The sequence below is a fragment of the Streptomyces sp. Je 1-369 genome (assembly GCF_026810505.1).
Classification (GTDB): domain Bacteria; phylum Actinomycetota; class Actinomycetes; order Streptomycetales; family Streptomycetaceae; genus Streptomyces.
Map to the genome: position 1 here is coordinate 1,335,374 of NZ_CP101750.1, position 12,256 is coordinate 1,347,629.

Annotated in this window: 9 protein-coding genes; 6 read left to right on the forward strand and 3 right to left on the reverse strand. The window is 70.5% G+C overall.

Features of this window, described 5'->3' with window-relative positions; all coding sequences use genetic code 11:
• The first annotated feature begins 221 nt into the window (after nucleotides 1–221).
• On the forward strand, nucleotides 222–650 hold the full coding sequence (locus tag NOO62_RS06125; RefSeq protein WP_268769889.1) for a hypothetical protein: 429 nt from the start codon (nucleotides 222–224) through the stop codon (nucleotides 648–650).
• Here NOO62_RS06125 and glgX read toward each other — a convergent pair.
• Both glgX and NOO62_RS06135 read right to left on the reverse strand, forming a co-directional pair.
• Entirely contained in the window at nucleotides 631–2,766 is a 2,136-nt protein-coding gene (gene glgX, locus NOO62_RS06130) for a glycogen debranching protein GlgX (protein WP_268769890.1), read from the reverse strand. The genes NOO62_RS06125 and glgX overlap by 20 nt on opposite strands.
• 118 nt (nucleotides 2,767–2,884) lie before the next feature.
• The gene (locus NOO62_RS06135; RefSeq protein WP_268769891.1) at nucleotides 2,885–3,415 is read right to left on the reverse strand and encodes a pep a2; all 531 of its coding nucleotides are present in this window, start codon (nucleotides 3,413–3,415) and stop codon (nucleotides 2,885–2,887) included.
• 240 nt (nucleotides 3,416–3,655) lie between these two features.
• On the opposite strand from NOO62_RS06135, the gene NOO62_RS06140 reads away from it, so the two are divergent.
• The 5 genes from NOO62_RS06140 to glgB all read left to right on the forward strand — a co-directional run bounded on the left by NOO62_RS06140 (nucleotide 3,656) and on the right by glgB (nucleotide 11,410).
• Complete coding sequence (locus NOO62_RS06140; protein WP_268769892.1) at nucleotides 3,656–3,949, forward strand: DUF5133 domain-containing protein; 294 nt, start codon at nucleotides 3,656–3,658, stop codon at nucleotides 3,947–3,949.
• A gap of 56 nt (nucleotides 3,950–4,005) precedes the next feature.
• Nucleotides 4,006–6,036: an alpha-1,4-glucan--maltose-1-phosphate maltosyltransferase gene (locus NOO62_RS06145; protein ID WP_268769893.1), complete on the forward strand. Its 2,031-nt coding sequence runs from the start codon at nucleotides 4,006–4,008 to the stop codon at nucleotides 6,034–6,036.
• Nucleotides 6,033–7,766, forward strand: coding sequence for a maltose alpha-D-glucosyltransferase (gene treS, locus NOO62_RS06150; RefSeq protein WP_268769894.1), 1,734 nt, complete (start codon nucleotides 6,033–6,035; stop codon nucleotides 7,764–7,766). Before NOO62_RS06145 ends, treS begins: the two co-directional genes overlap by 4 nt.
• A 13-nt stretch (nucleotides 7,767–7,779) precedes the next feature.
• On the forward strand, nucleotides 7,780–9,120 hold the full coding sequence (locus NOO62_RS06155; RefSeq protein ID WP_268769895.1) for a maltokinase N-terminal cap-like domain-containing protein: 1,341 nt from the start codon (nucleotides 7,780–7,782) through the stop codon (nucleotides 9,118–9,120).
• A gap of 61 nt (nucleotides 9,121–9,181) precedes the next feature.
• Nucleotides 9,182–11,410: a 1,4-alpha-glucan branching enzyme gene (glgB, locus tag NOO62_RS06160; protein ID WP_268775486.1), complete on the forward strand. Its 2,229-nt coding sequence runs from the start codon at nucleotides 9,182–9,184 to the stop codon at nucleotides 11,408–11,410.
• Nucleotides 11,411–11,427: 17 nt separating this feature from the next.
• On the opposite strand, the gene NOO62_RS06165 is transcribed toward glgB, so the two are convergent.
• The gene (locus NOO62_RS06165; protein WP_268769896.1) at nucleotides 11,428–12,153 is read right to left on the reverse strand and encodes a nucleotidyltransferase domain-containing protein; all 726 of its coding nucleotides are present in this window, start codon (nucleotides 12,151–12,153) and stop codon (nucleotides 11,428–11,430) included.
• Nucleotides 12,154–12,256 lie beyond the last annotated feature (103 nt).

The window sequence follows — 12,256 nt, forward strand, 5'->3', positions numbered from 1 at the left end:
CGTGCGGGTGGGCCATTGGCTCACTCATGCGCGCGGATTCGGGCCACACCCGGCGCCAACGGCTCAAAGCGGTCCGGCGTCGGCGCGGGCGGCGGCTGTTGCAGGACGGTGACACTGCGGGCACAACGCTTGGGGGTGGCCGACCGTCTCAACAGTCGTGAACAGCCCGAATGGGAGATAGCGCGCTTCTCCTCCCATGTCCTTACACGGAAGGCACCCTCATGATCGTCTCCAAGCGGAACTCCCTGCGCATGGCTGCCGTCGGCATCATCGGCGCCGTCGCGCTCGGCACGGCGGGCACCGCCGCCATGGCCGCGGCCCCGGCCGCGCACCCCGTGTCCGTCACGCAGAAGGCCGGCGCGACGAAGGCCACCACCGCCAAGGCCATCACCGCGAAGCCCTCGGTGAAGTCCGTCAAGGCGTGGCAGCTGTTCCGTGTCACCGGCACCACGACCGGCCTGAAGCCGGGCAGCAAGGTGACCCTTCAGCAGAAGCAGCGCGGCCAGTGGGTCTCGCTGCCCGCTTCCGCGCCCCTCACCCGCAGCGGCAGCTACTCCCTGGGCGTCAAGCTGGGCATGAAGGGCAAGAACGAGTTGCGCGTCGTCCAGGGTTCGACGGCCTCCGGCGTGTTCACCGTGACCGTGCGCTGACCGACGTCGTGCGGGCGGGACGGGACAGCAGGAGCAAGCTGTGCGGCTCCAGGGTGACTTCGGTGTTCGCCTTGTGTTCCGTCTCGTCCGCCACCCCCGTGGGGTCCGAGGTGTCGATCCGCGTCGTCCAGCGCTCGCCGTACGCGGCGTCCGGCAGGTCGAAGACGACCGGTTCCCGGTAGCTGTTGAGCAGGATCAGGAAAGAGTCGTCGACCACGGGTCTGCCGTGGGCGTCGGGCTCCGCGATGGCGTCGCCGTTGAGGAAGACGGCGACGGCGTGCGCGTCGCCGCGCTGCCAGTCCTGGTCCGTCATCTCCAGGGCGTCGGGCCGTAGCCACACCAGGTCCGGGAGCGGCTGGCCCTGGTGCGTGGCCGTGTCGCCGCGGAAGAAGCGGCGCCGGCGCAGCACGGGGTGGGCGAGCCGGAGCGTGATGGCGCGGCGGGTGAAGGTGATGAGGTCGCGCTGCTCGTCGGTGAGGTCCCAGTCGATCCAGGAGAGCTCGCTGTCCTGGCAGTAGGCGTTGTTGTTGCCCTGCTGGGTGCGGCCGAGTTCGTCGCCGTGGGCGAGCATCGGGATGCCCTGCGAGAGCATGAGGGTGGCGAGGAAGTTGCGCTGCCTGCGCGCACGGAGTTCGAGGACTGCCTCGTCCTCGGTGGGTCCTTCGACGCCGCTGTTCCAGGAGCGGTTGGCGCTCTCGCCGTCCTGGTTGTTCTCGCCGTTGGCCTCGTTGTGCTTGTCGTCGTACGAGACCAGGTCGCGCAGGGTGAATCCGTCGTGCGCAGTGACGAAGTTGACGCTGGCGCGCGGGCGGCGACGGTCGTGCTGGTAGAGGTCGGACGACCCGGTCAGCCTGGAGGCGAACTCGGCGAGGGTGTGGTCGGCGCCGCGCCAGAAGTCCCGTACCGAGTCGCGGTACTTGCCGTTCCACTCCGACCACAGGGGCGGGAAGTTGCCGACCTGGTAACCCCCGTCGCCGACGTCCCAGGGCTCGGCGATCAGTTTGACGCGGCTGACGACGGGGTCCTGCTGGACCAGGTCGAAGAAGGCCGAGAGCCGGTCGACGTCGTGGAACTGCCGCGCGAGCGTGGCGGCCAGGTCGAAGCGGAACCCGTCGACGTGCATCTCGGTGACCCAGTACCGCAGCGAGTCCATGACCATCTGCAGGACGTTGGGGTGGCGCATCAGCAGGCTGTTGCCGGTGCCCGTGGTGTCGAAGTAGTGCGCCGGGTCGTCCTCGGCCAGGCGGTAGTACGACGCGTTGTCGATGCCGCGGAAGGCGAGGGTGGGGCCGTTCTCGTTGCCCTCGGCGGTGTGGTTGTAGACGACGTCGAGGATCACTTCGAGTCCGGCCTGGTGCAGCGCCTTGACCATGGACTTGAACTCGGTGACCTGTTCGCCGCGCGAGCCGTGCGCCGCGTAGGCGTTGTGCGGGGCGAAGAAGCCGATGGAGGTGTAGCCCCAGTAGTTGGACAGGCCGCGGTCGCGCAGGAAGCCGTCCTGTACGTACTGATGGACCGGCATCAGCTCGATCGCGGTCACGCCCAGCGACGTGAGGTGCTCGATGACCGGTTCGGTCGCGAGGCCCGCGTACGTGCCGCGCAGCGCCTCGGGCACTCCGGGGTGCGTCCGGGTCAGGCCGCGGACGTGGGCCTCGTACACCACCGTCTCGGCGTAGGGGCGCCGCGGCGGCCGGTCGCCCTCCCAGGAGAAGGCCGCGTCGGTGACCACGGAGAGCGGGGTGTGTCCGGCGCTGTCGGCCCGCCCGGGTCCGTCGGGCGCGCGCTCGAAGAGGGCGGCGTCGTTGTCCATCTGGCCCTCGATGGCCCGGGCGTACGGGTCGAGGAGCAGCTTGGCCGGGTTGCACCGGTGGCCTTCGGCGGGGTTCCAGGGGCCGTGCACCCGGTATCCGTAGCGGCGGCCGGGGCCGACCCCGGGCAGGTAGCAGTGCCAGACGAAGCCGTCGACCTCGGTGAGGGTGACGCTGCGGTGCGCGCCGTCGTCGTCGATGAGGACGAGGTCGACGCGTTCGGCGACCTCGCTGAACAGGGCGAAGTTGGTCCCTTCACCGTCGTAGGTGGCGCCGAGCGGGAAGGGGGTGCCGGTCCAGGTGCGCACGCGACTGCCTCCGTACAGGGGGGAATTCGGGGTCGGGCCGGGATGCGGTGCGCCGGCCGCGGCAGCCCGCTCGGGGAAGCCGCGGCCGGTGCGCCGCGCCGCCGGGTGACGCGGGCGTTCACACCACCGCGGGTTCCGCCTCCGCGGGTTGCGCTTCCACGGGTGGCGCCTCCGCGGGGGCCGCGAGCGTGGCGAGGGGCATCGCGCGGGGCAGTTCCAGGGCTTCGCGCAGGCTGGGTGCGGGGGCGGCGGGGGCCAGCGGGGCGCGTTCGGGGGCGCGGACCCGGCGGGAGAACCAGATGGTCTTGCCGTGGGTCGCGGGGAAGCTGCCCCAGCCGTCGCTGAGCGCGGCGATCTGCGTCAGGCAGCCCTGCGGTCCGTAGTGCCGCTCGGGCAGTTCACGGTTGGTGTCGGACACGGCGGTGATGAGGTGCTGACCGTTCCACCACATCTCCACGACCGTGTTCTTGTCGGCTCCGTGCTCCTCGATCTCGTGGAGCAGAACCCCGGTGCAACGGGAGACGGGTTCGCTGAGAACCCCCAGCCCCCAATGCCGGAGATGCGCGGTCAGGATGCGCCCGACCTGGTCGATCCTCTCCGGGCTTACCTCGACTTCGAGGTGGTAGTAGCAGGGGATCGCGGATTTCATTGCTCTTGGCTCCTCTCGGCGAAGCTTGTTCGCTCCGTCCCGGCCTGACCCGGCCGGGCCCCGAACACGCAGCGTGAGCACTGATCGCTTCTGAGTCAGTCTCAGGGTGCGAGCGCTACTCCATTTGCGCAACACGAGGCACGGGCGAGCGCTCCGTCACCACCCCCTTAGTTGAATGCCTAACAGGACGCTGGGTGCTCATACGTGCACGATGAGTCAGAGGAATCGACGAACGAAAGGGTGACCAGCGTGAAGCTGCTGCCCGCCAAGGCCGAGGTCGCCCGGCATCTGCGTCAATACCGCGCGTGGGAGCGGCGGCTGCTCGCGCATCCCGCCGACCGATCCGTGCGCATGCACTTCGAGGACACCGCGTACACGCTCTGCGTCCTGATGGGCGAGTGCAAGGCACGGGAGGCCGCCGACGCGGCCGAGCAGTATCTGCGTCCACGAGAGGCACGACCGTCCCGCACAGCACGAACACCTCAGACGGCGACCCGTCGGCCTCAGTTGTCCCCGAGCGCCCGGACCCGATAGCGACACCCCGCTCCCGCGGGGGCCGCCTGCACGCACGCCCTGCGGAGGAGGGACCGATGACGCCAGCTGCACGGACGACCGCTGCCGCCGCCGTACCCGTACCCGTACCCGTCCTCGACGTCCGACCCGCGGTCGACGGCGGCCGCCGCCCGGCGAAGGCCGTCCCGGGTGAGACCTTCGAGGTCACGGCGACCGTCTTCGCCGAGGGTCACGCGGCGGTCGGCGCCGACGTCGTGCTGCTCGGTCCCGGCGGACGCCGCGGGCCGTGGACACCGATGCGTGAACTCGCCCCGGGCAGCGACCGCTGGGGCGCGGACGTCACTCCGGACGCCGAGGGGCGGTGGACCTTCCACGTGGAGGCCTGGACGGACCCCGTGACGCAGTGGCGGCACGCAGCCGGGATCAAGGTGCCCGCGGGCATCGACGCCGGGCTGGTGCTCGAGGAGGGCGTGCTGCTGTACGAGCGGGCGGCGCGCGGCGTCCCGGCGGGCCCGGCGCGGCAGACGCTGCTTGTCGCGGTCGCCGCGCTTCAGGACGAGGAGCAGTCGCCGGGCGCACGCCTGGCGGCCGCGCTCACTCCGGAGGTGGACGCGGTCCTCGCGCGGTACCCGCTGCGCGAGCGGGTCTCCCGTTCGCGGGCCATGCCCCTGCTCGTGGAGCGGGAGCGCGCGCTCTTCGGGTCCTGGTACGAGTTCTTCCCGCGGTCGGAGGGCGCCGTCGTCGAGGAGGGGGCGCCGCCCGTCCCGGGGACGTTCCGCACCGCGGCCGAGCGGCTGCCCGCGATCGCGGGGATGGGCTTCGACGTCGTCTATCTGCCGCCGGTCCACCCCATCGGCACGACGTTCCGCAAGGGTCCGGACAACGCGCTGTCCGCCGGTCCCGACGACGTCGGTGTGCCGTGGGCGATCGGTTCGCCGGAGGGCGGGCACGACGCCGTCCATCCGGATCTGGGCACGCTCGACGACTTCGACGCGTTCGTGCGCCGCGCCACCGAGCTGGGTCTCGAAGTCGCCCTCGACTTCGCGCTCCAGTGCTCCCCCGACCACCCGTGGGTGGAGAAGCACCCCGAGTGGTTCGCCCACCGTCCCGACGGTTCCATCGCGTACGCGGAGAACCCGCCGAAGAAGTACCAGGACATCCATCCGATCGCTTTCGACGAGGATCTGCCGGGTCTGGTCGCGGAGACAGTGCGGCTGCTGCGGTTCTGGATGGGGCACGGCGTACGTGTCTTCCGCGTCGACAACCCGCACACCAAGCCCGTGGCGTTCTGGGACCGGGTGCTCGCCGAGGTCAACGCGAGCGACCCGGACGTTGTCTTCCTCGCGGAGGCCTTCACCCGGCCCCCCGTCATGCGCGCCCTCGCCCAGGCCGGTTTCCAGCAGTCCTACACGTATTTCACCTGGCGGAACACCAAGCAGGAGCTCACCGAGTACCTGACCGAGCTCTCCGTGGAGACCGCCGCGTATCTGCGCCCGAATCTGTTCGTGAACACGCCGGACATCCTGCCCGGTTACCTCCAGGACGGCGGCCGCGCCGCCTTCGAGGTACGGGCCGTGCTGGCCGCGACGCTCGCGCCGAGCTGGGGCATGTACGCCGGGTTCGAGCTGTGCGAGAACACCCCGGCGCGTGCGGGCAGCGAGGACTACCTGCACTCGGAGAAGTACCAACTGCGCCCGCGCGACTGGGAGTACGCGGAGCGGGCGGGCTACTCCCTCGCGCCGCTGATCACCACGCTGAACCGGTTCCGGCGCGAGCATCCCGCGCTGCGACAGCTCAGGAACCTCCGGTTCCACGAGGCCGACAACGACGCGGTCATCGTCTACAGCAAGCGCGCCGGACACGACACGGTGCTCGTGGTCGTCAATCTCGACCCCCACCACACCCAGGAGGCCACGGTCACGCTGGACATGCCGCAACTCGGCCTCGACCGGCACGAGTCGGTGCCGGTGCGCGACGAGCTCACCGGCGAGACCTACCACTGGGGCAGGGCCAACTACGTGCGCCTGGAACCCGGCCGCACGCCCGCGCACCTCTTCACGGTCCTGCGACCGTCCTCACCGTTGATCGGAGGGTCACCCACACCATGATCGTCAACGAGCCCGTCCAGGACACCTTCGAGGACACACCGGCCAAGGACCGCGACCCCGAATGGTTCAAACGCGCCGTCTTCTACGAAGTCCTCGTCCGCTCCTTCCAGGACAGCAACGGCGACGGCATCGGCGACCTCAAAGGCATCACCGCCAAACTCGACTACCTCCAATGGCTCGGCGTCGACTGCCTCTGGCTCCCGCCCTTCTTCAAATCCCCGCTGCGCGACGGCGGATACGACGTCTCCGACTACACCGCCGTCCTCCCCGAATTCGGCGACCTCGCCGACTTCGTCGAATTCGTCGACTCCGCCCACCAGCGCGGCATGCGCGTCATCATCGACTTCGTCATGAACCACACCAGCGACCAGCACCCGTGGTTCCAGGCCTCGCGCACCGACCCCGAAGGCCCCTACGGCGACTACTACGTCTGGGCCGACGACGACAAGCAGTACCAGGACGCCCGCATCATCTTCGTCGACACCGAAGCCTCCAACTGGACCTTCGACCCCGTCCGCAAGCAGTACTTCTGGCACCGCTTCTTCTCCCACCAGCCCGACCTCAACTACGAGAACCCCGCAGTCCAGGAAGAGATCATCTCCGCCCTGCGCTTCTGGCTCGACCTCGGCATCGACGGCTTCCGCCTCGACGCCGTCCCCTACCTCTTCGCCGAAGAGGGCACCAACTGCGAAAATCTCCCCCGCTCCCACGGAATGCTGAAGCATGTGCGTGCGGTCATCGATGCTCATTACCCGGACACCGTTCTTCTTGCCGAGGCCAATCAGTGGCCCGAGGACGTCGTCGACTACTTCGGCGACTTCCAGAACGGCGGGGACGAATGCCACATGGCATTCCACTTCCCCGTCATGCCCCGCATCTTCATGGCCGTACGCCGTGAATCCCGCTACCCCGTCTCGGAAATCCTCGCCAAGACCCCCGCCATCCCCTCCGGCTGCCAGTGGGGCATCTTCCTGCGCAACCACGACGAACTGACCCTGGAAATGGTCACCGACGAAGAGCGCGACTACATGTACGCGGAATACGCCAAGGACCCGCGCATGCGCGCCAACATCGGCATCCGCCGACGGCTCGCCCCGCTCCTGGACAACGACCGCAACCAGATCGAACTCTTCACCGCACTCCTGCTCTCCCTGCCCGGCTCGCCGATCCTCTACTACGGCGACGAGATCGGCATGGGCGACAACATCTGGCTCGGCGACCGCGACGCCGTCCGCACCCCCATGCAATGGACCCCCGACCGCAACGCGGGATTCTCGTCCTGCGACCCCGGGCGGCTCTACCTCCCCACGATCATGGACCCGGTCTACGGCTACCAGGTCACCAACGTCGAAGCCTCCATGTCCTCACCGTCCTCCCTGCTCCACTGGACGCGCCGCATGATCGAGATCCGCAAGCAGAACCCCGCCATGGGCATCGGCTCGTACACGGAACTCCCTTCCTCCAACCCGGCGGTCCTCGCCTTCCTGCGCGAATACCAGGACGACCTCGTGCTGTGCGTGCACAACTTCTCGCGCTTCGCCCAGCCCACCGAACTCGACCTCCAGACCTTCGACGGACGCCACCCCGTCGAGCTCATCGGCGGCGTGCGCTTCCCCGCCATCGGTGAGCTGCCGTACCTCCTGACCCTCGCGGGACACGGCTTCTACTGGTTCCGGCTGTGCAACGACCTCCACCCGCGCCGTCCGGCCGAACCCGCCGTGCGCCTCTGAAGGGACGTGTCGCATGCTCAAGACCGCTACGCAGTCGCGCGAAAGCCTCAGCCCGCCGCTGCTGCTCACGTCGCTGGCCGGAGTGCTTCAGAAGTGGCTGCCCGAACAGCGGTGGTTCGCCGGCAAGGGACTGCCCGTCACTGAGCTCGCCGTGGTGTCGATGACCGAGCTGCACCCGGGCTGCCTGCACCTGCTGATCCGCTCCCGGCACGCCGGGTCCCGCGACGACTGCTACCAGCTGCTCCTCGGCGTGCGCAGGGACCTGCCGCCGCGCCTGCACCACGCCGTGATCGGCCGCCCGAGCGAGGGCCCGCTCGCGGGCCTCACCGTGTACGACGCCCTGCACGACCCCCGCTCCGCCGCGCTGCTCCTGGAACGCCTGCGCACCCCGGGCACGGCGGGCCCCCTGCGCTTCGAACGCGACGTACAGACCGTGGTGCCCCCGAACCTCACGGCCCGCGTCCTGGACGGCGAGCAGTCCAACACCTCCCTCGTGTACGGCGATTCCTTCATCCTCAAGCTCTTCCGCCGCATCCAGTACGGCGTCAACCCCGACCTCGAAGTGCCGTGGGCGCTCGCCGGTCAGGGCTGCGCCCGCGTGCCGTCCCCCGTGGCCTGGTTCTGGACGAGCGAGCCGCGCAAGACGACGCTCGGCGTGCTCCAGCCGTTCCTGCGCGGCGCGACCGACGGCTGGACGCTCGCCCTGCAATCCCTCGCGGCGGGGCGGGACTTCACCGACGAGTCATACGAACTGGGACGCGCCACCGCCGAAGTGCACCTGGCCCTCGCCCAGGTCTTCGACCCCGACATCCCGGACCGGCACGGCGGCCGTCGCCTCGCCGAGGGCATGACGTCGCGCCTGGACACCAGCGCCCGTCAGGTGCCGGCACTCGTGCCGTACGTGTCCCGCCTGCGCGCCGCCTACGACGCGGTCGCGGCGCGCGGTCCGGCGCGACCGCCCCAGCGGATCCACGGCGATCTGCACCTCGGCCAGGTCCTGCGGGCCGGGCAGCGGTGGTTCGTCATCGACTTCGAGGGCGAGCCCGCCCGCCCGATCGCCGAACGGCGGCGCGCCCAGGCGACCGTGCGGGACGTGGCGGGCATGCTCCGCTCCTTCGACTACGCGGCCCACGCCAGGCGCCCCTGGCAGCCCCGCTGGGCCCGGCGCTGCCGCGAGGCGTACTGCGCGGGGTACGCCGCCGAGGCGTCCTGGGACCCGCGGACGGAGGCCGGACTCCTGCGGGCCTACGAGACGGACCGGGCCGTGTACGAGGCCCTGTACGAGGCCCGGCACCGACCGGACTGGCTGCCCGTGCCCATGGCGGCGATCGCCCGTCTCGCGGAGGGCCGCTGACCTCACCGCCGTCCCCGTCGCCCGCACGCCCCCTTAAGGAGACCTGACACCCGTGGTCCTCATCGATACGTCCACCACCGCCCCCGCGCCCGTCCTCCGCGCCGCGGTCGCGCCCCTCGACGACGAGAGCCGCGGCCGCCTGCTGGCCGGCACGCACCACGACCCGCACGCCGTGCTCGGCGCCCACGCGGTCGCGGGCGGCGTGGCGTTCACGGTGCTGCGCCCGTACGCCGAGGCGGTGCGGGTCGTCGTCGAGGGGCAGGCCGTTCCGCTCCACGACGTGGGCGACGGCCTTTTCTCCGGTCTGCTGCCGCTCGCGTCGATTCCCGTGTACGAGCTGCGGGTGACGTACGACGGCGTCGAGACCGAGCTCCAGGACCCGTACCGCTTCCTGCCCGCGCTCGGTGAACTCGACCTGCACCTGATCGGCGAGGGCAGGCACGAGGAGCTGTGGAAGGCGCTGGGGGCGCACCCGATGACGCATGGAGGCGTCGTCGGGACCCGCTTCACGGTGTGGGCGCCCAACGCCCTGGGGGTGCGGGTGTGCGGGGAGTTCTGCCACTGGGACGGCGCCGCCCACCCGATGCGCTCGCTCGGCTCGTCCGGTGTGTGGGAGCTGTTCCTGCCCGGCATCGGCGAGGGCGACCTGTACAAGTTCGACATCACCCGCCCCGACGGCACGCACACCCTCCGCGCGGACCCGATGGCCCGCCGCGCGGAGGTGCCACCGGCGACCGCCTCCGTCGTCACGCGGTCGACGCACGAGTGGTCGGACCAGGAGTGGATGGAGCACCGGGCGGACCGGCCCGTCCACCGCTCCCCCTTCTCCGTGTACGAGGTCCATCTCCCGTCCTGGCGCCCGGGCCTGACGTACCGACAGCTTGCTGAGGAGCTCACGGCTTACGTCTGTGACGCGGGCTTCACCCACGTGGAGTTCATGCCGGTGGCCGAGCACCCGTTCGGCGGCTCGTGGGGCTATCAGGTCACCGGGCTCTACGCGCCGACCGCCCGCCTCGGCACGCCCGACGACTTCAAGTTCCTCGTCGACGCGCTGCACCGGGCGGGCATCGGCGTCATCGTGGACTGGGTTCCGGCGCACTTCCCGAAGGACGACTGGGCGCTCGCGGAGTTCGACGGGGGCCCGCTGTACGAGCCGGGGGACCACCGGCGTGCCGAGCACCCCGACTGGGGCACCCTCACCTTCGACTACGGCCGCACGGAGGTCCGCAACTTCCTCGTCGCCAACGCCGTCTACTGGTGCGAGGAGTTCCACATCGACGGCCTGCGCGTCGACGCCGTGGCCTCCATGCTGTACCTCGACTACTCGCGCGAGGACGGCCAGTGGGGGCCCAACGAACACGGCGGCAGGGAGAACCTGGACGCGGTGGCGTTCCTCCAGGAGATGAACGCGACGGTGTACCGCCGCTGCCCCGGCGTCGTCACCATCGCCGAGGAGTCGACGGCGTGGGACGGCGTCACACGCGCCACGCACGACACGGGGTACGGGGAGCTAGGCGGCCTCGGCTTCGGCCTGAAGTGGAACATGGGCTGGATGCACGACTCGTTGGAGTACATCCGGCACGAGCCGGTGCACCGCCAGTACCACCACAACGAGTTGACGTTCGCCATGGTGTACGCGTACAGCGAGAACTATCTCCTGCCGATCTCCCACGACGAAGTCGTCCACGGCAAACAGGCGCTGGTGTCGAAGATGCCCGGCGACTGGTGGCAGCAGCGCGCCAACCACCGCGCCTACCTGGCCTACATGTGGGCCCACCCCGGTAAGCAACTCCTCTTCATGGGGCAGGAGTTCGCGCAGGGAGCCGAGTGGTCGCCGGACCACGGTCCCGACTGGGGTCTCCTCGACCCGGCGTACCCCGCGGAACCGGACCACAATGGGGTGCGGCGGCTGGTGCGCGACCTCAACCACGGGTACCGGGACGCGCCCGCCCTGTGGGAGCAGGACACGGTGCCCGCCGGGTTCGCCTGGGTCGACGCGGACGCCGCCCAGGACAACGTGGTCGCGTTCCTGCGGTTCGCCGCCGACGGGACACCGCTCCTCGCCGTGAGCAACTTCTCCCCGGTCATCCGCCACGACTACGTGCTCGGCGTCCCGGAGTCGCCCGGCGTGTGGCGGGAGACGCTCAACACGGACGCGGCGGACTACGGCGGCGGCGACGTGCGCAACACGGCGCCGCTGCTGGTTGAGCCGGAGCCCGCGGGCGCCTTCCCCGCCCGCCTGCGCGTCACGCTTCCGCCGCTGGCCACGCTGTGGCTGCGACCCGAGTGAGGGACGGGCTCTGAGGTTCAGGGCCGCCAGCGCTGCGCGTACCCCTCCCGCAGCGGTCCGCCGTACAGGTCGAGCACCTCTGCGACGGCGGCCGTCAGGGGTGCGGGGTCGGCGTGCTCGGCCACGGTCCGGTGGCCGTCCAGCAGGGCCTTGCCGCGCGCCGGGTCCGCGCTGAGCAGCCTGCGGGGCAGCCACTTGCCGATGCCTGCCCAGGCGTTGTGGTGGGCGGTGAGGAGGTGCGCCGCCTTGCCGAGCGTGAGGTCGGCGACGGAGAGCTGCTCGTACCGCTGGTCCGGCGTGGTGTCGGCGAGGTCGTCCATGAAGCAGGTGAGGGCGTAGCGGTCCCGTTCCCGTTCCCCGGGGGTGAGGGGAGGCGGCCCGTCGGCGAGCACGGCACGGGCCCGCGCGCACGCGCGGGCGAGATGCCCGTGGGGGTCCAGGACTGACAGTCCCTCGGCGTAGACGAACAGGACCGTGCCGCGGCGGCGGCCCCTGTCCCACGCGAAGAACTCCGGCACGTCCGCGAGCGTGGTGAGGAAAAGCTCGGCGGGCCGTCCTTCGTGGCGTATCACTTCGCGGCGGCTGACGTCGGAGTCCGGGAGGAGGACGGCGATGTCGAGGTCGCTCGTCGCGGCGGCGCGCCCCTGGGCGGCCGAACCTCCCAGGACGGCGCCGAGAGCGCCCGGGAAGCGCTCCGCGACGAGGCGCGAGGCCTGGGCGGTGGCGCTGTTCTGACTGTTCATGGACGGTCATCGTGCCAGCGCACGTGCGTGCTCCGGGTAAAGGGACCGTGCTGGTCCGGCCTTGCCCGGCACTGGTCCGTACCAAGAACCGGAAAAACAACTT

Excerpts from the sequence above, each read along its gene's own strand:
- NOO62_RS06125 (WP_268769889.1), top strand. The coding sequence starts at position 222 with ATGATCGTCTCCAAGCGGAACTCCCTGCGCATGGCTGCCGTCGGCATC.
- NOO62_RS06135 (WP_268769891.1), bottom strand. The coding sequence starts at position 3,415 with ATGAAATCCGCGATCCCCTGCTACTACCACCTCGAAGTCGAGGTAAGC.
- NOO62_RS06145 (WP_268769893.1), top strand. The coding sequence starts at position 4,006 with ATGACGCCAGCTGCACGGACGACCGCTGCCGCCGCCGTACCCGTACCC.
- treS (WP_268769894.1), top strand. The coding sequence starts at position 6,033 with ATGATCGTCAACGAGCCCGTCCAGGACACCTTCGAGGACACACCGGCC.
- NOO62_RS06155 (WP_268769895.1), top strand. The coding sequence starts at position 7,780 with ATGCTCAAGACCGCTACGCAGTCGCGCGAAAGCCTCAGCCCGCCGCTG.
- NOO62_RS06165 (WP_268769896.1), bottom strand. The coding sequence starts at position 12,153 with ATGAACAGTCAGAACAGCGCCACCGCCCAGGCCTCGCGCCTCGTCGCG.